Source organism: Paenibacillus silviterrae (assembly GCF_030167925.1).
In the GTDB taxonomy this organism is placed as follows: domain Bacteria; phylum Bacillota; class Bacilli; order Paenibacillales; family NBRC-103111; genus Paenibacillus_G; species Paenibacillus_G silviterrae.
Genome location: NZ_JASKUT010000001.1, coordinates 1,291,384 through 1,312,902 on the forward strand (window position 1 = coordinate 1,291,384; position 21,519 = coordinate 1,312,902).

The 21,519-nt window shown below is 51.4% G+C and carries 19 protein-coding genes and 1 pseudogene; all 20 read right to left on the minus strand.

Going from position 1 to position 21,519, the window contains the following annotated elements:
* Positions 1 to 8: 8 nt before the first annotated feature.
* A pseudogene (gene hisD / locus QMO62_RS05625) lies at positions 9 to 996 on the minus strand (histidinol dehydrogenase).
* A gap of 103 nt (positions 997 to 1,099) precedes the next feature.
* Complete coding sequence (locus QMO62_RS05630; RefSeq protein ID WP_284639262.1) at positions 1,100 to 1,888, minus strand: SDR family oxidoreductase; 789 nt, start codon at positions 1,886 to 1,888, stop codon at positions 1,100 to 1,102.
* A gap of 41 nt (positions 1,889 to 1,929) precedes the next feature.
* Positions 1,930 to 2,721, minus strand: coding sequence for an SDR family oxidoreductase (locus tag QMO62_RS05635; RefSeq protein ID WP_284639263.1), 792 nt, complete (start codon positions 2,719 to 2,721; stop codon positions 1,930 to 1,932).
* A 17-nt stretch (positions 2,722 to 2,738) separates the two neighbouring features.
* Complete coding sequence (locus tag QMO62_RS05640) at positions 2,739 to 3,569, minus strand: HpcH/HpaI aldolase family protein (protein WP_284639264.1); 831 nt, start codon at positions 3,567 to 3,569, stop codon at positions 2,739 to 2,741.
* Between the two features lie 27 nt (positions 3,570 to 3,596).
* On the minus strand, positions 3,597 to 4,547 hold the full coding sequence (locus QMO62_RS05645; protein ID WP_284639265.1) for a Gfo/Idh/MocA family oxidoreductase: 951 nt from the start codon (positions 4,545 to 4,547) through the stop codon (positions 3,597 to 3,599).
* Positions 4,548 to 4,562: 15 nt separating this feature from the next.
* Complete coding sequence (locus tag QMO62_RS05650; RefSeq protein WP_284639266.1) at positions 4,563 to 5,477, minus strand: aldo/keto reductase; 915 nt, start codon at positions 5,475 to 5,477, stop codon at positions 4,563 to 4,565.
* Between the two features lie 78 nt (positions 5,478 to 5,555).
* Positions 5,556 to 6,314, minus strand: a complete 759-nt coding sequence (locus QMO62_RS05655; protein WP_284639267.1) for an SDR family NAD(P)-dependent oxidoreductase — start codon at positions 6,312 to 6,314, stop codon at positions 5,556 to 5,558.
* A complete protein-coding gene (locus QMO62_RS05660; RefSeq protein WP_284639268.1) occupies positions 6,311 to 7,648 on the minus strand; it encodes an aspartate aminotransferase family protein in 1,338 nt (445 codons plus the stop codon). Before QMO62_RS05660 ends, QMO62_RS05655 begins: the two co-directional genes overlap by 4 nt.
* A 13-nt stretch (positions 7,649 to 7,661) precedes the next feature.
* Positions 7,662 to 9,155: a M81 family metallopeptidase gene (locus QMO62_RS05665; RefSeq protein WP_284639269.1), complete on the minus strand. Its 1,494-nt coding sequence runs from the start codon at positions 9,153 to 9,155 to the stop codon at positions 7,662 to 7,664.
* Positions 9,156 to 9,174: 19 nt separating this feature from the next.
* On the minus strand, positions 9,175 to 9,570 hold the full coding sequence (locus QMO62_RS05670; RefSeq protein WP_284639270.1) for a RidA family protein: 396 nt from the start codon (positions 9,568 to 9,570) through the stop codon (positions 9,175 to 9,177).
* A gap of 33 nt (positions 9,571 to 9,603) precedes the next feature.
* Positions 9,604 to 10,713 (minus strand): alanine racemase, encoded by a 1,110-nt coding sequence (locus tag QMO62_RS05675; RefSeq protein WP_284639271.1) that lies wholly within the window; start codon positions 10,711 to 10,713, stop codon positions 9,604 to 9,606.
* A 21-nt stretch (positions 10,714 to 10,734) separates the two neighbouring features.
* Positions 10,735 to 11,742, minus strand: coding sequence for a Gfo/Idh/MocA family protein (locus tag QMO62_RS05680; RefSeq protein WP_284639272.1), 1,008 nt, complete (start codon positions 11,740 to 11,742; stop codon positions 10,735 to 10,737).
* A gap of 35 nt (positions 11,743 to 11,777) precedes the next feature.
* Positions 11,778 to 12,866: a Gfo/Idh/MocA family protein gene (locus QMO62_RS05685; RefSeq protein WP_284639273.1), complete on the minus strand. Its 1,089-nt coding sequence runs from the start codon at positions 12,864 to 12,866 to the stop codon at positions 11,778 to 11,780.
* A 34-nt stretch (positions 12,867 to 12,900) separates the two neighbouring features.
* Positions 12,901 to 14,352, minus strand: coding sequence for a hypothetical protein (locus QMO62_RS05690; protein WP_284639274.1), 1,452 nt, complete (start codon positions 14,350 to 14,352; stop codon positions 12,901 to 12,903).
* A gap of 17 nt (positions 14,353 to 14,369) precedes the next feature.
* Positions 14,370 to 15,770 (minus strand): hypothetical protein, encoded by a 1,401-nt coding sequence (locus tag QMO62_RS05695; RefSeq protein WP_284639275.1) that lies wholly within the window; start codon positions 15,768 to 15,770, stop codon positions 14,370 to 14,372.
* Positions 15,771 to 15,785: 15 nt separating this feature from the next.
* On the minus strand, positions 15,786 to 16,808 hold the full coding sequence (locus tag QMO62_RS05700) for an ABC transporter ATP-binding protein (RefSeq protein ID WP_284639276.1): 1,023 nt from the start codon (positions 16,806 to 16,808) through the stop codon (positions 15,786 to 15,788).
* A complete protein-coding gene (locus QMO62_RS05705) occupies positions 16,805 to 17,812 on the minus strand; it encodes an ABC transporter ATP-binding protein (protein WP_284639277.1) in 1,008 nt (335 codons plus the stop codon). Before QMO62_RS05705 ends, QMO62_RS05700 begins: the two co-directional genes overlap by 4 nt.
* Positions 17,813 to 17,838: 26 nt before the next feature.
* Positions 17,839 to 18,699, minus strand: coding sequence for an ABC transporter permease (locus QMO62_RS05710; RefSeq protein ID WP_284639278.1), 861 nt, complete (start codon positions 18,697 to 18,699; stop codon positions 17,839 to 17,841).
* Positions 18,700 to 18,736: 37 nt separating this feature from the next.
* Positions 18,737 to 19,693 carry an ABC transporter permease gene (locus QMO62_RS05715; RefSeq protein WP_284639279.1) on the minus strand — a complete coding sequence of 319 codons (957 nt, stop codon included), beginning with the start codon at positions 19,691 to 19,693 and terminating at the stop codon, positions 18,737 to 18,739.
* A gap of 81 nt (positions 19,694 to 19,774) precedes the next feature.
* On the minus strand, positions 19,775 to 21,454 hold the full coding sequence (locus QMO62_RS05720; protein WP_284639280.1) for an ABC transporter substrate-binding protein: 1,680 nt from the start codon (positions 21,452 to 21,454) through the stop codon (positions 19,775 to 19,777).
* Between the last annotated feature and the right edge of the window lie 65 nt (positions 21,455 to 21,519).

Below are 21,519 nucleotides of genomic sequence, written 5' to 3' on the forward strand. Positions count from 1 at the left end.
TTTCAAACTCAGGCGTACCAATAACTCAAACCTGGCCCCATGAAACGTTCGATCTCGCATAATCGGGCTGCATATTCCCCGATAGCGACGCTTGCATCCGGAGAGCAACGTTGATAAGTTACGGTCTTCAGAAATTTGCCAACCCACAATCCCCGAATCGCTTCCTCGTCGTCCTCGACCACGATGACCAAGCCATTATCTCTCCAAGCTATCCCTGCGATGTCTGCGGTTGGCAGCGTTTGCAGTTGACGGTCGATTTCTTTCATCGTTTCATAAGCAAGCGCCTCCGAGGTTGTAATCAACGCCCCCGGAGAGGTCGGCCCATGCTCCGCCTGGCCAAGTATGTCCGTTGCAATTATTTCGGCGTCGGCAGACTCATCTGCAATAACGAGCGTCTCTGTCGGTCCTGCTAACAGGTCAATGCCCACTCTTCCGAATAGCTGCCTCTTCGCCTCGGCTACATAAGCGTTGCCTGGACCGACCAACATGTCGACCGGAGCGATCGATTCCGTTCCGATAGCCATTGCCGCGAGGGCTTGAACGCCGCCCAGAATATAAATTTCGTCTGCGCCGGCAAATGCCATAGCGCAGACAGTCGCTTCGGGTATTTGTCCATCTATGGGCGGTGTACAAGCAATAACCCGATCCACTCCGGCAACTTTGGCGGTAACAATGCTCATATGAGCGGAGGCTACCATACCTGCCGCCGGGAATATAACAGCCGACGCTGCTAACCGGAATATTTTTGTGTCCGAGTACAACCCCTGGGTAGGTCTCGACCTCGACATCCCGAAGCGCCGCTTTCTGCACCTCAGCGAATCCGCGGATTTGGGCCTGCGCGAAACGGATATCAGCTTTCGTTTGTTCGGGTATCGCCTCTACGATTTGTTGGATTTGGTCCGGCGACAGGCGAAAGCTCTGAGGCCGCCAGTTGTCCAAGGAGGCGGAGTATTCGATAACCGCAGCATCTCCTCTGAGCTCGACCTCCCGGATCATCTTCTGTACCGTCTCCGATACGTTGTCCTGCTCTGACCGGAGCTGGTCCTGGGTTTCCCTGCTTTTAATAATTTAGCCATATCGCCGTTCTCCTTTACTTTATTCACTTTGCCGTATAACCACCGTCCACTGGAATATTTGTTCCAGTAACATACAGAGAAGCATCGGAAGCCAGAAAAACAACAGGTCCCCAAATATCGTCGATCCTAGCCATTCGACCTAGCATAGTTCTGGCACTATAACGCTGTACGAATTCCGGATGATGGTTTTCGGTTTGAAAGCCACCTGGAGAAATACAATTGCATCTGATTTGGCGAGGTCCATAATAGCTGGCAATAAACTTGGTGAAATTGATCATGCCCCCTTTATGGAAAAAGTAATCCGGGATTAGCCCATTCATCGGTAGTCCATCATACAACGATGGATCGGGGCCGACCATTCCTTGAATCGAGCCGATATTGATGATCGAGCCGGAGCCTCTTTCCGCCATCCAATCCCCGATCACCCGAGTAATTTCAAATAGACCTGTAGCATTTACAGCCATGCTTTTGGCGAACGTCTCTAAGGGCGCATTGTAGCTGGGCATGGTACGGGCCACTGCGTTGTTGATAAGCACATCACAAGCCCCCGTCAAAGCATCAACTTTGTCCCGAAGCATCGGTATAGAGCTTAAATCCTCTTGATCGAATTGAATGGCATGAACGTGTGTCCCCTCGTTTTGAAAAGACGCCTCGATTTCTTCCAGCCGGGCTTCATTACGAGATGTTACAATGACGCGACCACCCGCCTGCGAACAAGCCTTGGCAATTTGCTTACCATAAAGACCTGCCCCTCCAGTAATGAGTATTGTTTTTCCTGTAAGCGCGAAGCTGGTCATGACGTTCGTGTTCAATGGACTCCCTCCTATCGATTCATGATCGGCAGCTTTACAACCTACCAAGCTGTCCAACCGCCATCCACTATCAAATTGGCACCTGTCATATAGCTGGACGCCTCCGATGCGAGTAGCACAACGGCGCCTACGACTTCATGCGGCTTTCCGGGTCTGCCTAACATGGTTTTGGAGCTCAGCTTCTGCAAGAAGGCTGTATTTTCCCCTATCGTCGTGTTGGGAAAGGGGCCAGGAGAGATGCTGTTGCATCGAATCCCATATTTAGCCAAATGCGCGGCACAGTATTTGGTTAGCTGTACCACGGCAGCCTTTCCTGCTCCGTAGTTCGGCGGATTATTTGCTCCGCTGTCTCCATAAATAGAAGGATCGGGAGATACGATTCCGTACATTGATGCAAAATTAACAATCGCTCCCCCACCGTTTTGTTTCAAATAGGGAATGGCTTCACGCGTACAGCGGAATGCAGTTCCGGCAGCGCCATCTACACCTTTATGCCATATGTCATCGGTCATAAATTCGATTTCCGCTCCTTGCCCGTAGCCCGCCCCGTAGGTGGCGCAGTTGATCAACACATCCAGTCTTCCGCTCTTTTCATGATGGAGCGTCAACATTTCTCTGATAGACTCGGTACTGGACACATCGCAGCTAAGAAATCGAAGCCTTCCCTCCCCCTTAACCGCCTCTAGCTCGGGATTGGATGGAAAAGCAATATCTGCCACCGTGACGTCGGCACCGAATTCCAAGAGCGCTTCTGTTAGGGCTGAGCCCAAGTATCCGGAGCCACCCGTGATGACTACGCTCTTATTGTTCAAAGAGAACAACTCCGTGTACATATACTGTTCTCCCTTCGTTACTTCTCGGTTGTTGTACCGTATACGGACGCGGCACCGCTCACTGAGCTTTTGGAGATGCCATTGGCGATACCATTGAGGTATTGACTTATTCCGACGACGTCCGCCCCCACGCTAATAAAGCTGTATCCAAGCGAGGTTAAATCGTCCAAATTGCTTACACTGCCTACCGTTCCGGCAAATTTCCCATGCTTTCGGGCGAGATGCGCAATATTCGATCGGGCTTCGAGCAATAGAGGGTGATCCCAACGACCTGGAGCACCGATGCCCTGACTGAAATCACCCGGACCGAAGAAAATCATGTCGAGCCCCGGCAGCTTTATGATTTCTTCAAGCTCGGGAAGCGGCTCCGGGTCCTCAATTTGCAGGACATTAAAACGTTGATCGTTGGCCTGGCTCATATAGGCGTCAAGGTCCAGGTTGCAGTAAGCCCCGTCTGCATTGCCTCCGTCGAGCGGGCGTCTGCCGATCGGATGAAATTTGGTATGATGAACCACTCGCTTGGCATCCTCAAGGCTCATGACATGCGGAATCATGATTCCTGCCGCATCCATCTCCAGCGGGCGAATCAGGTCGCTGTAGCTTCCCCGGGCCACCCGTACGAGCACGTCTACGTCGTAGGCTTTTGCCGCCCAAATTTGCCGCTCGATAACGCACCAATCGTTGGGTACGTGCTCCATATCCGTCCAGAGGCAGTCGACACCGGAGAATCTAGCGGCCATTTCCGTTATCCTGGGGTCGGCTAAATTAAGCTTAAGCGCGATTGCCGTCTGCCCGCTTCTTAATTTGTTGAGCACCCGGCTACGCCTCATCGACACATGGTTTCCCACTATACATCCCCCTTTGATACAACTTAGCTATAGGCAGTCTGCGGCAATTTCTTCAAGCATGACGATCCGTCCGTCTTCCTCACGGCTTCGAATGCCCGCAATCACCATGCGCATAAGCTCCTCCGTTTCACTGAACGGAAAAGGTCTTTGGCCGGTTCGCAGGTAGCCGACGAATGCTTCCAGTTGCGCTTTGAAGGAATAAAATGTATCCTGAAATACTGCGGACGCGCTGGCTTTTGTTCCATAAAGCTGCAGAATACCGTGTGAGCCGTACATATCGTCAATTGCGACGACAGCCACATCCCCAAGGATTTTATGCTTAAATAAAACAACGTTCCGTTCTTCCGTTCCGGTATTTTGGGCTGAAATAAAGCCAGGACCAAGAATGGGATATATGGATTCCAAGGCGTGGATTCCGTACCGCTCCCAGCTTTTGAAGGTAGTAATGGTCGTGAAGCGAAGCTCCCCCAACGAGTGAATGGAAGCGCGATAGGGCATGAATTCCTTGCAATAACGCATGCAGCTGGAAGACATGATTGCGGCACCCTCCTTGACCCATTGGGAAAACTGCCGTAAGTCGCCTTCATTATCGGTTAACGGCTTGTCAACAAAGATCGGCAGCCCGGCTTCAACGAAAGGACGGCATCGCTCTACATGCTCGTGCCCGATGTCGGTAGTGACAAGAACGGCGTCCACCGAGCCGATAACATCCTCAGGGTGCTCCACCACATTCGGAATCAGTGAAGCTTTGGCGACATGGCGGGCTTCCTCGGGCTTATCGGTCCAAATGTGAGTCACCGAAGCTCCGGGTATTTGAAGCTTCTCCCGAGGCTCCTTCTCCAGATATCGCGGAATGCCGGGATAAGGGCAATCTTCCATGATTTCTTGGTTGTACCCGTTAAACATCGCACTCCATGAATAAGGGTGTCCGTTACCGTCAACCATGCCTAGCACGGCAAGCCGCAAATGCTGCTGCATACAAGCCATCCTCCTTCAGCTTTTTTTCCAAAGGTTCCATAGTGCCGGTGTAATCACTTGATCAGGAACATCCGCAAATTCGATGGCGATCTGCTCCCGTGTTTCTTCACTTATAGCTTTTACCTGCAGCATATTGAGATTCTCCCGAACCTGCTCGGCCGTCTCGGCACCGACTAGAACACTGGTTACGCCGGGAGTATCCCGAACATAGGAGAAAGCGAATTCGGAGACGGTCATGTTCTCCCGTTCAGCCAGGCGATGCAGTTTGTTCAACCATGGGACGGCACCCTTTACATAGTCCGGCAGACTGTCTTTATTCAGGAAAATAAGGCCCTGCAGGTAAGCGCTCCTAGCAAGCACCTTCTTGCTTGATCGCCTCAGCTTTTCCAGGGCACCATTGCGGATAAGACGTTGATCCAGCACATTAAGAGGAAGCTGAACGATGTGATAAAGATCATCCTCAAGGAAGGGCCAAAGCTGTTCAAACTCGCGTCCAACATGAACGCCAAGGGAGACCCCGACATATCCTACTTTGCCATCCTGGACGAATTCGCGAAGAAGCCCGGTAACCTCATCACCATATTCTTTTAATATCAAAGGCGAATGCAGGAGCATCGCAGGCACTTTGGATACCCCTAATTTGGCCGCGGTTCCCTTTAAGGATGCTTCCAGTTGTTCTCGTAAACTTTGTCTGCGCGCAGTTTCGATATCTTCACTGGAAAGGCTCCATTTAGATATGATCAAAGGCTTCGTCTGATCTGTGAAAAATCGCCCTAGCACTTCTTCGGAACTGCCGTAAGAGGGAGCCGTATCGAAAGATGTGATGCCGCCCTCTACCGCGGCGCTCAGAATACGATTTGAGGATTCGTGATCCGGCTGCCCGGATTGGTTGGCTACCCCATAGGGCAGCCCCAGCTGCACAGTTCCCAACGTTAAGGGTGAAAAGCATGAGTCATATTCAGGTATCGCCATCCCAGCCACCTCGTATCTTTGCAGCTTAAGTTCCGGTTATGAAAGCTTGATCAGTTGACCTCCGTCGACCACCAAACAATGCCCTGTCATATACCTCGATTCATTCGATGCAAGGAATAAGGCGGCATCGGCGATTTCCTCCGGCAAGCCTGCCCTTCCCATCGGGATCGTTCTCAAGTAAGAGCCGAAGGCAGCGGAATTATCGATAAGCGGTCTAGTTAGTCTCGTTTCGATAAATCCCGGACATAGTGCATTCACCCGAATACCTACGGGTGCCAGTTCGAGGGCCATCGACATGGTCAAGAGGTTGATTCCGCCCTTGGTAGCGTTATAATGGGCCTGATCTCCTTCTGCAGCTAGGCCGTTCACGCTGGACATGTTGATGATGGAGCCTCCGGTCCCCTGTTGAACCATGATTTTAGCTGCCGTCTGCCCCGCGAGAAAAGTGCCCTTCAAATTAATGGCCATGTGGCGGTCCCACTCGGACTCCTCGATTTCAAGGAAGGCGGCGGGCTTGCAAATGCCGGCGTTGTTCACGAGCACATCAATCGTGCCCCAGCGTTCCAGAACAGCATCCACCATGCGGCGGACATCGGCCGCATACTGCACATCCCCGTCGATGCTGATTACTTCTCCCCCTGCTGATTCGATCTCACGGGCAGCTTCCTGCAAGGCTATTTTATCTCTGCCTGTAATAGCAACCTTGCATCCCTCTTGGGCGAATCTTAAGGCTGTCGCTTTGCCGATCCCGGTTGAACCGCCGGTAATGAGGGCGACGCGCTCCTTCAATCTCATTGATTGCTGCCCCCATTCTCCGTTAGGCTCCCTAGTACGCGATCAATGGCAGCCAGTGTACTGGCTACCTCGCTTTCTTCATGAACGGCGGATACATACCATAACCCATTGGGGCGGACGAGAACACCTTCCTCCAATAACTTACTTGCAAATAATGCATATTTTCCCGCATCCCGTTTATTAAATGCATCAAAATTCTCGACATGAGTTTCATCTGTAAACATCATATGGAATACCGGACCGACGTGGTTGACGATGCCAGGTATGCCATGTTTGGCCAGCAGGCTTCGAATTCCGGTTACGAGCATAGCCGTGATGTGCTCCATTCTGTTATAAACCTCGCCATCCTCCACAGAAAGCTCTCCGATGGTCGCGAGTGCGGCGGCGGTGGCTACGCAGCTTCCGTTCAAGGTGCCTAAATGGCTGACCGTACCGTTTTCAACCAGTGCCATGATGTCCTTGCGGCCTGCAACGGCACTTATGGCGATGCCGCCTCCAAGCGCTTTCCCGATGGTAACCAAGTCCGGCTTCAGACCGAACTTGCCATGGGCGCCTCCGAGACCGAGCCGGAAGCCGGTGATGACCTCATCGAGGATCATCACGATATTCAGCTCTTCCGTCAGCTTTCTCATGGCTTCGAGGTAGCCGGGCTTCGGAAGCATGCAGCCTGAGTTGCACATCACCGGCTCGGAGATTACCGCGGCAATTTCGTGCCGATGTGTTCGCAATGCTTCTTCAAGCACCTCGGTATCGTTCCATGGAAGCAGGATGATATCCTCCAACGCGCTCTGGCTTTGACCGCCGGTTCCCGGCAATATTTGTTCTGCACCGTCGGTTACGGAGGCAGCGATTTTGCGCATATCCGAGCTTGGAAACGAAGTGAAAATCGAATCCGACCAGCCATGGTAATGTCCATGAAACCGGACGATTTTCCGTTTGCCTGTGTAGGCCTTCGCAAGCCGCAGGGCCAGCATCACCGCTTCCGTTCCGGAGCCGCTAAGCGCCACCTGCTCGGCGCACGGCAGCAGCTCCGTCAGCCGCCGGGACAGCTCGATTTCCCCTTGGTGCTGAAGGCCGAAGGTAAACCCGCTCTTCATCGCCTCAAAGATACTTGCTGTAATGACCGGATTCGCATGACCCAAGATCAAAGGACCATAGGCCAGAAGATAATCGATGTATTCGTTCCCGTCCACATCGCGTATTCGAGGACCTGAGCCCGATGCGGCAAACAAAGGAATCGGCTTCATGGCGCTTCTTAGTGAGCTGGCCACACCGCCCGACAGATATCTCTGGGATTCTTCGTATCGTTCCCTTGATCTCTCAAACGACTTCATACGGTAACCTCCTCTATGGTCCGAACCTTGGGTTCGTTTCATAGTCCAATGGATAGACAGGTCTGATCACATGATGGTATTGAAAATGTGTGAGATTCGCGCTGCAGCAGCCTGGCGAATCGACATTGACGATATGCTTGGCGAAGGGGGCGAACGCGGCCTGCCATGCGATGGCGGACTTCGCTACAATCAGCTTGTAATCTGTTGGCCACAGCCCGAGGGAACGCACATGCCCCAGGTCCCACGGCGGTACCCTTTTTTCGGTGATCACGAGGGTCAGCTGTCCGCTTTCGACAACCGCGGTAAGACCCATATCGGCCAGCTGTCCGGTCATGTAAGGACCGACATGGCGGTAGCGTCCGTCGAAGAGCAGCCTCACCGTCCCTCTTACCTCAACAGGGTCACCGTGAAGGGAATCGCTTTTCCCTCCAACGTAAGTGTGGAGCTCTCCTTTGACTCCGGCTATGAATGCGGCAGCCGCAGCTTCCGGATCACAGATGACGATAAGCGCCTTCTCCGGAATATCGATCAGCTGATTAAGCACATGTGTCGAATCCGCCGGAGCCCCTCCGCCGACATTGTCCGAGCCTTCAGCCAGAATCACGGGTCCTTCAGTCTGATTCAGTGCCTCGTCAACCGCCTCCTTAGGGCTTGCATACGTAACGTCGAACGTTTGCTTGCGTTCGAGAGCCATATGCACCAGCTCGGAGGCATATTGTCGAGCCAGCTCCGGTTCTCCGTCCGTCGTCACCACGAACGACATCCCCGCGTCAGGTACATCACTGTAGGGAAAGCCCCCCGCAACAGTAACATTTAATACGCGCGGGTCGGTTTCCATATGGAAAGCCAGCAGCATCAATTCCTTCATGCTGCCTTCGTCGGTCATCATGCCCTGGGGGACAACAAGCATTCCGGTATGAGCATACGCCCGTGTCGGATGAATCTCTCCCCGGATTTTGCGGATCAGCAGCCCGGCCGCTTCTACAGCCCGTTCATACATATCGATGTGCGGGTAAGTGTCGTAGCCTACGATCAAGTCGGCTCTTTCGACCATTTGTGCTGAGATATTGCCGTGTAAATCAAGTGTCATCGCGATCGGGAAATGGTCCCCAAGCCTGGAACGCAGACGCTGCAAGCATTCACCTTCATAGTCCGGATACTGCTCGGATACCATCGCGCCATGCAGGATGAGAATGAGACCGTCTGCCGTTTCATCAACGGAGTCAGCTACTTTCTCGAGCAGCGCATCGGCCGCGTCAGCTTGAACCATTCCGCTTGGCGTCGCGGCGGCGTACAAACCGGGAACCAGCTCAAACCCAAGCTTAGCAGCGGCATCAATAGCACCGCCCATCGTGGTTCGGGTTCCGGCATATCTTGCGGTGAACGCGCCCAGCCCTTCGGACCACTCGTTCTGAAAATGATGTAAGCCGGTAAGCCCGGGGGCAAACGTATTTGTCTCATGCAGGATGCCGGCAACGGCAATTTTTAGCTGGTTTTCTGACATCATGCTTACCTCCCTCCAGCCTTTAGGAGCTCTCTCCCCGACGGGCAGGCGCATAAGCAATAGCGTCTATTTCCACCAAATAGGAACCGATCGAGCATCCGATAGAGGTACGAGCTGGATAAGGCCGCTTCATTACCTCCGCGTATGCTTTGTTGTAGCCGGGGAAGTCTTCCTGTCTTGATAAATAGGCGTTGATTTTCACAATGTGCTCAAGCGTTAGCCCGGCGGCTCCAAGAATCGATTCAATATTGCGCAGGCATTGCACGGTCTGTTCTTCAATCGTTTCGCCTACGACGACCCGGGTGGCTGGATCTACGCCAACTTGCCCCGAAACGTAAATGAAATCGCCTGTGCGCACAGCTTGGGAAAAAGGAAGCGGAAATTCGGGTGATTGGTCCGAATGGATAATGTCCGACATGTGAATTCTCCTTTTATTTGTAAAAGTGTTTTTTTAATGAATTTTGCCTCTGGCATCGACCGTAATCAGCCGCTCCACTTGGCCTTTACGGACGCCGATAAGCTGGTCATGAAGATTCGCGACCGTACAGCAGTGATTGGGGATAATCGATACGACATCCCCGATCCGTAGTGAGACACCCTCCGGAACAGATAGAATGCCGTGCTCTTCACTAAGACGCTCCACGTAGATTTCGGGAGTCTCCGGGATCAAGCCGAAGCCCCTGCGGTGGATGCTGGTGTCGTTGGTGAGCGTCTTCGAGCCCGCGTCAATGATTGCTGTTCCCTGTCTGGGCGTACTGACTACGGTCGCATAAATGCGCATAGCACATTCGTCTTCTCCAATGAGCCCTGTATAAAGCTGCGAGCCATCGCCGAATATGTACGCTCCCGGACGCATTTCCGTAATGCCGGAGCCGGCAAGCTCACCGACAAATTTCGAGGTGGGTGTCGAGCCTACGCTGAGCTCCGCTACCTCGATTCCTTTCTTCCGCAGCACACGCTGTGATTCGAGAAGTGCTTCGGCTTCACTGCGCGCCACGTCCAAGATGTCTGTGGTGCTGCTCTTGGCGTAAGCATGCCCTGCATGCGTCATCAACGTGGCCAATCGAATGCCTTGCAGCTTCGCAATTTGCAATGCAAGCTCCGCCGTTTCCTCCCCGGCTTCCTTACCGCAGCGGTTCAAACCGCTGTTCACGTCCAAATAAAGCGGGATGCGCTGCTTCAAATACTCTCCCAGTTGGGAAAGCTCTTTTGCCGCTTCATAACTGTCAACACTAACAGAAATCTGACATAGCTGCAGTAGTCTCCCAAGTCTCATCAGCTTGCTCCTGCCCACAATGGGAAAAGCAATCAGGATGTCTTGAATTCCTGCTTCGGCCATGACCTCGGCTTCCCCGAGCTTAGCGACGGTAATGCCCGATGCCCCATAGGCAAGCTGTTCTTTAGCAAGCTGTACGCTCTTGTGCGTTTTGGTATGAGGCCTTAGCCGAACACCGGCTTTTGCGGCTAACTCGGCAGTTCGGCGAAGGTTGGCATCCAACACATCGAGATCGATTACGATGGCTGGCGTTTCAATATGCTCCGGAACCCCATTCGGTTTCATCTGCTCACACTCTCCCTGTATTCAAAAGCTTATCGCCTCAACAGATCCGTTATTCCGATGGGAAAGCTGTAAGGCCTGTGCCACATAAAGCGGATACAGTCCGTCGTTAAGGGAGCAAACCGGTGCCGCTTTCTCCTTGATTACCTGTACCAGATGCTGCACGGCTTCCATGATATTGCTGGAGCGGCTGTTCAGGCATGCCTCCGTCCGCTCTAGCACCAATTGCCGGATCCCGCCAAGCAGCGGATGTGCCTCCGTACCGAAGAACCGGATTTCATCGCCGCTTTGAAGCATTTCGATTTTTCCCTTTTCAAAATACAGATCCATTTCAAACATAAGAAAATCCTTGTCGTCGAACGCCTCGGCATAACCGGTGATGCTCCCGTCTCGTGCCGTGAAGGTAAAGGAATACGTCCAATCCTCCCGGACATCCAGATTAGTATGTTCTTGCCGCAAGACCTGGACATGATCGATCGGGCCGGCAACGAACCGCACCAGGTCAAATAAGTGTGAGCCGTAATTGTAGATGCCTCTGGTATATCGCAGATGGATTTTTTTTAACTTTCCGTAACGCTCCGTCTCCACCGCTTCCCGCATCTGGGCTGCGCCGGGGCTCCACCTCCGGGAAAAATTGACGATCACTTCCCTATTATGATGATCTGCTAATGCCTTGATCTGAAGTGCTTCCTCGAGGCTGGCGGCTACCGGCTTCTCAAGGAAGATGACCTTGGCAGCGGAATGCTCGAATACCGTGCGGAGAAGCTCAAGCCGTACATTCGTGGGTGTGCAGATACTGATGATATCCAGGTGGTTTTCCTTCAGCATAGCGACTACATCGGTATAAAATCTCGTTTCCGGAGCGATGAGCGCAAGCTGATCCCCCTGTGCTTCACGAACACCGGCAGCCGCTACAAAGTCAATGTTGCTGTTCAAATGATAGGCGAGCGAATGGCTCTGCGGGGACGCCTTATTAAAAAGGTCATAACGTAATCCAATATTCCCTAAACCGATAACCGCCGCACGGTACATGCTGCAGGGCCCCTTTCTCAGGAGGTGATCTCTCGTTAATCGATATGAATCCACCGGGTTTCTCTTAAGGACGACAACGCCGCTTCGGCTGTAGCTACGGAGGAACGGGCGGCCGACCCATCAAACAGAGGCTGCAGATGCTCCTTCATCGGAATCCCCCTGACGGCATCCCGAAACGCCTCCAGCTCCTTCGTCATTGCATTAGTGAGGAAAGAAGCGGGACGTGATGCGGCATGCCCGTAAGCTACGCCTCCGTCAGCAGCTATGTAAAACTGCGCCCTTTCCTGATCCTCCTCCTCCGTTCCGTGAAGCGAATGCGTCGTCACATGGCCATCCCTTTTCAAAAATATCTTGGATTTCTTAAAATCAATGAGAATTGCACCTTCTGTCCCGTTGATTTTGACGTAATGCTCCCCCCAACGGAAACCGGATCCATACTGCATGCTGCCTACCGCTCCTCCGTCAAATAACAGCGATAACAGAAGAATATCCTCTTCGTTGCCGTAGCCCTCCCCATGATGGGCGAGATTACCACCCACGGTACAAACCGCTTTAGCCGGCCCCATCAAGGTTTGCAGCAAATCGAGCTCATGAATGTGGTGAAACAGGTGCCCACCGGAGGTTTCGTTGTTTTTCTTCCAGCTCACCGCGTCCTGCTTCGGCTCCCAGCCGGTTCGCTCCGAATGGACCATGATCGGTTTACCGATAACACCATCGCGAATCCAACGGCGTACCTGAAGTAGCCCGCTGACGAAATAGTAAATATGCCCGGCCATCATTAGCGTATTGGTCTTGCGGCATGCTTGCAGCATTTCCTCGCAATCCTGTAAAGAGAGAGCGACGGGCTTTTCGCAAAAGACATGCTTGCCATTGTGTGCAGCGGTAAGAACGGATTCCCGATGAAGGTGGCTTGGCGTTGCAACAATCACCGCATCGACTTCGGGACATGCCGCAAGCTCCTCGAGTGTCTCCATACACTGGCAGTCCAGCTCCTCAGCAAGAGCGGGCGCCCGGCTTCCGCCATAAACAGCTGTTACCTCCGAAAACTCCCGGCGGTGCAAAATTCGGGCCAAGCTCCCTCCGAAATACCCGCACCCCACGATTCCAAATTTCACGCTGTTCATTCGCAATAACGCTCCTTTTTAGCTCTCGCATAATTCAGCCGATATCATATTTTAACGGATCCAAGCAGGAAATCTCCTTAAAATTCCAGTATTCTGTTACATTCTCGTTATGTGGAAAGAAGAAAGAGTAAACCTTCGCATTCAAGGCCCGTATTTTGACTCGTATTGGCTGCCGCTCAAGCTTTAGGATATCGGGATCCCCTCTCCACTTCACTTGCACCGCCTGATTGTTTTCCGTAACAGGTATGCAATCGTCAAAGGAAAATCCTTCGATGGCATGCCCGGTCGTGTCGCAAATTTCTACCTTGACAGAGCCCTCCGTAGCGGCTGCGTTAAGGTAAAGCCTCGCGTCCTCGATAGCAAATGGTCTGGTCATAAGCTCACACCAATCTCTTGTCGCCTGTAAATAAACGAAGCCATCTGGTCTTAAGGTGGCGAGACCGATGCATTCCAGGGCAATTTCCTCGTAAGGAATACGGCCAAAGCCTGAATGGTCGAAGGGTACGGCCGAATAGTAGAACTCCATGCGATCCGCTTTATAGATGATGTTGGATGAAGGCATGACGCAGCCGGCGTCCCAATCTCCTTCGGCACCGAGTGCAATCAGCTTTTGTCCCTGCATGCAGCGGTGCCAGCAGTGACCGTCACGGCTGTACGCAAGCTGAATATCCATCGAGCCGGCCATTTTGTTATACTTCGGATCTGTCCGATAATCATACGTATTGTACATAGACAGAAGCCCCATCGTATAAGGACCGTATGGGGTCATTTGCATGCCGTAAAACTGGGTTTCGCACGGATCCAGCTGATCCGGCTCCATAGCAAGTACCGGCTTGCTCCACTCCGCAAGATCGGAGCTCTCCGATATCCATACCCGTCTGTCCGGACAGCGGGTACGGAACGAAAGCCGGTATAGACCTGTATTGGGGTCATGGTAGAAGCCGATGTGACAATCGCTAACGACTTCGATAACAGGGTTCGCGAAGATCGGCTTCCAATGTATGCCGTCAGGCGATCCGTAGAGGAAAATACTACAACCCTTGGTATAGGGTGACATGGCCAGCTTAAAGCGCAGGCTCGGATCCTTTTCCGCGTAATCGAGAAGGATCGACGGTCCGTGTGTTTTCTCTTCATTGTCTAATACAATGTTAGTGCCAGGTACGACATCCAGTTTTGGCTTAATGAAATGAATACCGTCTTTGGAATAAGCATAGTTGAGATAGGAATAGGCCTTGGGATCGGCTTCGCCAATAGCTGGACCGTAATAATGAGAGGAGTACCACGTTTTGTATACCTGCTCATCCTCGTCGAACAACGCCGTGCCGTAATAATGGGCCCGCTTAAACTCATGGGGCAGCTCGGGTCTAAGGATCGGGTTTCCGGAATATTTGGCTGCCTGCCCCAGTTCACGTCGAAACCCGGAAATATATTCAAATGTACGATTATCAAAAAAGGTAAACTTCACACAGCGCTTGTCATCTTCCATGAAATCACCGCTTTCTCTCAGTCTCCGAACCGGAGGGCATAGATATCGGCGTCCTTTAATTCGAATTTGAAACGAACCGTTTTGCCCGCAAACCTGGATAAATCGGAGCTTCCCCGCCATGTGACTTTATAATCAAGCTCATCGCCGTAAATGACATCACAATCCTCAGTACTGAATTTAGCTACAGGCCAGCCCGTTTCGTCAATAATACCAACCCTGACCGAACCCGGCGCCGAGGTAGCGTAGTTAAGGACGAGTGAATTCCCTTCAACAACGATCGGATGCGTGGTAAGCATTCCACCGGAATAGTCACCGTGAATGGAGGCAAATCGGTGTCGCGGCACGGTAACACGTCGAATCCGCGAATCATCCCACTGGTAGTGCTCGTTCATATATATGGAGAACTCATCAGGCGTCGTCTCCAAAATGCCCCAAGCCGGAGACGAGCTGCGCTGTGTCCAGTTTCTCGGATCGAGTCCCGGCCGAAGCCATGCCTCACGGAAGGTACGATTCCAATGCCTTCCGTCGCGGCTCGTCATAAATGTGTTGTCCGAGACACCGACCTTGGGATGCTCCGCGATTTTATTTCGTTCCGGCATGAATCTCATCGGAAACGATAAATACAAATGCTCTGCTCCAGGGCATAAGGTGGTTGCGTTCGTATAAAAATGCTCGAGAGGGCCTTTATCATAAACGTTGGGCTGGGGCTCGGTCCAATGAAGGAAATCCTCGGAGGTGCTGTGCTGGATAGCCCGAACGCCTACAAACACAGCCGAATGCTCGGGAGCCTCGATATTCGGATTTATGGAGGAGGCGAAATATCGGGAATAGCAAATGTATTTATTTTGATTAGCATCCCAAAAAGCAAGGTTATGGGAATCGAACGCACCCTTAGTAAGAACGGGCTCTTCCTGCAGCTTTCTGAAATGGATGCCGTCCTCAGAGACGAAGGTAAACAATCCTTGTGGCGCATAGCCGGCTACAGCCTTATATTTTTCATGGGCAGGCACACCCGGACGCGTATCGATAAAAGGGCTGAAATTATGGGCTATGCTCCCCAGCATGATGATGTTGTTGCGTTTGGAGCCGTCAAATTCGTGAATGCCGAGCTCAGGACGCTCCCAATGAATTCCGTCGCGGCTTTCCGCGTAGCAACAGGCTTGACCCTGGGAGTGGTCGGAGCTGGCATCGAAGGTAGCTCGATAATACATTCTGTATATATTCCCGTCTTTAAAGACACTGCAGTAAATGCCGCTGCCGGAGCCCTCCCAGGGCTGATCCATGGTCAGGATAATTTCCTTCTTCTCAGGAGTATTGAGTTTGAGATAGGTTTGATCCATACGGTGAATCAAGTTATCGTCAACGAACAGCTCCACTCGCTTACCTATCCTTAACACCTTCGGTTTCCTATGGCTCATCTGTTCTCTTTCCTCCTATGGAGCGAATATCGTGTCAACCAGATGGCAGGATACATAGTGATCCTCCGTCCCTGTCACCTTACGCAGTACAGGGGCTTCTATTTTGCATATGTCCTGGGCTTTTTCGCATCGCGGATGGAACCGGCACCCTTTAGGCGGGTCAATCGGACTTGGCACATCGCCCTTCAGAACAATTCTTTCCTTATGCCGGTCCAAATCAGGTGTGGGCACAGCGGAAAGCAAAGCCTCGGTATAAGGATGCCGTGGCAGCGAATAAAGACTTTCCGAGGATGCAAGCTCGACAACCTGCCCCAGATACATAACGGCGATTCTGTCGCTCATATATTCAACAACGCTTAAGTCATGCGCTATAAAGATGTAAGTAAGATTGAGATGCTTCTGCAGGTCCTTCATGAGGTTCAGCACTTGAGCTTGGATAGAAACGTCCAGTGCGGAAACGGGCTCATCGCAAACGATCAGTTCAGGGTTTATGCACAAGGCCCGGGCAATACAAATACGCTGTCGCTGACCGCCCGAAAATTCATGAGGATACCGATACATGTAATCCGCACGTAAATTTACCGATTCCAGCAGCTCGGCGATCAGCTCCTTTCTTCGGGATTTGCTTCCCATCCCGTGCAGATTTAACGGTTCATCAAAGGATTGATATATGGTTTTCATAGGATTTAACGAAGAATATGGATCCTGAAAGACAATTTGAATTTTTTTACGAACTTCAAAGCTTTCTTGCTTGCTTAGAGATAAAATATCGCGCATGTCTCCACCGTTATAGCGGTAGAGCATTTCACCCGATGTAGGTGCTTGGAGTCGGACCAGGCATTTGCCGAGCGTCGTTTTGCCGCAGCCGCTTTCACCAACCAGTCCTAGTGTTTCCCCTTTTCTCACAAAAAGGCTGACGCCGTCTACGGCCTTCACATGACCTACTACCTTTTTGAACAAGCCCTTGTAGACCGGATAATATTTCTTTAAGTCTCTCATATCAAGTAGGATCTCATTGGTTCGCTGGGTATCCGTCATGTGAACAGCCTCCCTTCCAGGTTCCAGCATCTTGCACGGTGTCCGTCCCCTAGGTCCACCTCCTGAGGCACGGCTTTGCACTGATCCGTTGCAAAGTCGCACCTTGGGGCAAATTCGCAGCCCTCCAGCCTTTCGGACGGGTCGGGAGTGCTACCCCTAATTGTTTTGAGCCGCTCATGCTTTCCGATCCCGAGAACCGGTACGGATTCCATCAGAGCTTTGGTGTACGGATGCTGCGGTGAGCCTAGAACCTGGCGGACGGAACCGAACTCAACGATCCTGCCCATGTACATAACAGCGATGTCATCGGCCATATCGGCGACGATCCCCATGTTATGAGTAATAAGGATAATCGAGGTGCCGTATTTCGCCTGGACTTCCTTCATGAGCTCTAGAATCTGAGCTTGAATGGTCACATCCAGTGCAGTGGTCGGTTCGTCAGCGATCAGCAGTCTCGGATTGCAAACCATGGCCATAGCAATCATGACTCTCTGCTTCATTCCGCCGCTAAACTGATGCGGGTAGTCCTTCATCCGTGATGCCGCATGGGGTATTCCCAGTAGGGTGAGCATCTCCACGGCCTTCTCAAACGCTTCCTTCTTGGATATCGATTCATGCTGTAGAAGATTCTCGCAGATCTGGTCTCCTATGGTATACACCGGATTTAAAGATGCCATGGGATCCTGGAAAATCATGCTGATATCCTTTCCGCGAATGGAACGAATGGTATTGCCGTTCTTCTTCAGCCGGCTCAGAATGATCTCCCCGGCATTTGAGTAGTAGGTAATGCTTCCATCTGTAATGCGGCCAAGCTTCGGAAGCAGCTGTAGAATCGAATGAGCGGTGACGCTTTTCCCACAGCCGCTTTCGCCGACAACGCCAAGCGTACTGCCTTTCCTGACATTGAACGATACCCCGTTCACCGCTTTGACAACACGTTTACCTAAATCGAATTGAGTTTGCAAATTTTCAACCTTTAGAATCAGGTCCTCTTCCGAGATCAAGCAGCAGGCCTCCTCGCCGTATCGGATTATTGGTTCGGGTCCAGGACATCGCGAAGACCGTCGCCAAAAAAGTTGACGCCCAGCACGAAGAACGAAATAGCGAATCCCGGAGGCAGCCACAGCCATGGATTATTACGAATGACATCGACGGCCTTTGCTGCGTTGATAATGTTCCCCCAAGTTGGAATGCCCGAGGGTACGCCTAGGCCTAGAAAGCTTAAGCCTGACTCGGCAAGGATGTACCCGGCTGTGGAAAGAGTGATCGTCACAATCACAGGGCTTAACGTATTCGGCAGGATGTGCCGGAACATGATCGAGAGCTCTCCGATACCAAAAGCACGGCAAGCCTCGACATAGCTTTCCTCGCGTAAGGATAGAAATCGTCCCCGAACAAGCCGATACGTTCCAGTCCAGCCCGTAATAGCAAATATCAAGATCAGGTTAAACAATCCTTGACCTATGTAAACCACGAGGATCAAGATTAAGATAATTTGGGGAAAGGTCATAAAGAGCTCCGAAACCCGGAGCATAATTTTGTCGAACCATCCGCCCCAAAATCCGCTGAAGCAGCCGAGGATGGTTCCGATGAGCGCCCCCCCAAATGCACTGCTCAATCCGATGAAAATAGAAATTCTTGCCCCGTATAATATTCTGGTAGCCACATCACGACCGATCTTATCCGTTCCAAGAAGATGCTCGCCGGAAGGGGGCATGAGACGATTGCCGAGATCTATTTCGTCAGGCTGGTAGGGTGTCAGCACCGGCGCCAGGAGCGCACAAATCATCATGACCATAATGATCGCAAATCCGATCATAGCAAGCTTATTTCTTCGAATCTTCTCCCAGTTGCGCAGCGCAAGACTGGATCTTGCAGCGGTTGTCGCCAAATGGACTCCCTCCCTATTCGTCATAAGCAGCTCGGGGTTATTCAAACCGAACTCTAGGGTCCAACAGTGCGGTTAGCAGGTCAACGAGGAAGCTGGCAAACAGGACCATGCATGCTGTCAGCATCGTGGTGATCATGACGACGGGATAGTCCTTGGCGGAAACGGCGTTTAATATCATCCCGCCCATCCCCGGCCAGCTAAACACACTCTCAATGATTACGGTTCCTCCGATTAAGAGGGGGAGTCGGAAGCAGAGCAGCAGGACAACAGGCATCAGCGCATTGCGAAAGGCATGCTTGATGTTGACCTTCCACTCCGGGAGTCCCTTGCTGCGCGCCGTTTTTATGTAATCCTTACCTAACACATCGAGCATCGTTCCGCGTGTGTACCGCATCAGTGCAGCTGTCAGCGCAAAGCCAAGTACGAGAGAAGGCAAAAGCAGATGCCGCAGCCGATCGAGAAAGCCAGAATCCGCATATTCGAACTGCCCGCCTATCGGAAGCCAGCCTAGCTTAATTGCAAAAATTTGAATGGCACAAATCCCGACGAAAAACTCCGGTATGGAAATCCCAATAATGCCTATTACGGTATTGATGTAATCTGCAGATGAATTTTGCCGTATGGAAGAGACTAAACCTAGTATAATGCCCAGAACAGATGAAATGATTAATGCTGCAGCAGCTAATTCCAGGGTGGCGGGAAGCCGGTTCGAAATCATCTTGGCAATACTGCTTCCATCGACAAGGCTGTAACCAAGCTTGCCTTGCACCATATCTGTAAACCATCGCATAAATTGGATATAAACAGGAGCGTCAAGCCCCATGGATTTCTTATAGGCTTCCAAATCAAAATTGGCGGAACTTAGTATTTCCGGTGGGATCATATAGGTTAGAGGATCTCCCGGGGTCAGCTGAAGCCCGACAAAGATAAGCACACTAACAAGAATCAGCATAGGGATGATGGATAAGAACCGGAAGGTGAAGTAATTTAACAAGGGACCATCTCCTCAGTGTCGGAAATGAAAAGATAAGACGCCTGGCGATTGACGCCTTATCTTAATGGAATATGGAGTCTGTTATTTCACTAAAAGCTCCCAGTCCTGCTGCTTTCTGTTGTAGTTAGTCCATTCGTTGCCGAAGATGCCGGCTGTTTTTAATCTCGACTCGTTAACGAGGACGTACTGTTTAATTGAGAACAGCGGCATGTGCCATAAGAATTGGCTTTCCATCTCTTGAAGCTTGCCTACAGCTTCCTTCCTCTTCTGCGCATCGGTTGTCCTTCTCAATTCGTCAATGAGCGGATCCCATTTATCTTTAGCCCCTCCAAGCACCTGCATGCCAAGTGGGCTGTCTGTATGGAAAAGAGCGTAGGCTTCCTCTAATGCCATGGCGGAAAGTCCTGCGTATAGGAAGTCGTACTCCCGCTTCGTATAGATGAGCTCAAGCAGATTACCCTTCATCAGCGAGGTTTCCACCTTCACGCCAGCCTGCTCCCAATAAAATTTAATTGTATCGATTAAATCGACGGTTTGTTGGTCTGTGTAGTAATATTGCAGTTTAATCGTTTGATTAAAATCGAAGTTTGCGTCTTTCAGCAGCTTCTTTGCTTTTTCCGCATCAAAGGCGTAGGTAACGACATTTTTATTGTATTCCGGCAGCTTCGTCGGGATCTTGGTCTCGAGCAGCTCCGCCTGGCCTTTGAACAGCTTTTCGGCTAGAGCCTTTCTGTCAATGGCATGAAGCAGGGCTTGTCGAATTCGTAAGTCGGCTATCTTCTTATTGCCTTTCCCGTCAGTTCCCGTCATGTTAGCTTGCAGGTATCGGTCAAAGAAGATATCGACAGGATAAGCTTTGTATGCTGGATTTTTCAGCGCTTCATTTACCTGGTCTAAACTCATGACTTGCATATAGTCGAGCTGATTCGCTTGAGACTTGGTAATAATTTTGTCCTCTGACATAGTTTGCAGTTTAATTTTCTCGATTTTCGGCTTTGTTCCGTAGAAGTCTTTGAAGACTTCCATCATAGCGTAGTTATTCGGCTGAACTTCGGTGATCATATAAGGGCCGTTACCAATAGGCTTCTCCCAGAAGGAAGCAAGGTGTATCTTGGCGGGGTCCTCTTTCTCGAGCAGATGCTTCGGATAAGGCGGCCACTGAGCCATGGTTAACAGAAATACGCCGACCGGCTCAGCTAACTTAATCGTAAGTTTATTACCTTCTACCGTGACACCGGCCAAATCGTTGGCTGTACCCGCTTTCCACTCGTTCGCTCCGACAATTTTGCTGAAGGCGCCGGAGAAAGTCGCATTGATCGAAGTGGACTTGACGGCCATACCGATACTCCATTTCACATCGTCAGCGGAAAAAGGTTTCCCATCATGCCACTTCACGCCGTCCCTTAAGGTAAACGTGTAGGTCAACCCATCTGGAGAAATGGTGTAATCTTTCGCCAGGTCCTTCTCTACGGGTTCGCCCTTTTCGTTGAGCATCAGCATTCTGCGGAACAATTGAGTTTTAACGAAACCCCCGTAGTCAGCCCATGCCGCTTGAAACTTATCATCCGGGCCTCCGGCTACCAGCAGAACCTTTTCTCCGGAAGGCGCAGGTACCGGAAGCGTAGAGTTTTTCGGAGCTGAATCTGCGGGAGTAGTCGTCTTTGTTTCGTTTGTTGATGTGGTCGTACCCGTGCCGGTGCAGGCCATCACCATACTCGATAAAAACATGACAGACAGCAGCATTAACCATACCTTTCTCATGTGTAACCTCCCCTAATGTTTACTTGACTCCCGATGCCGAGAGTATTATGCAACCACTTTCACCT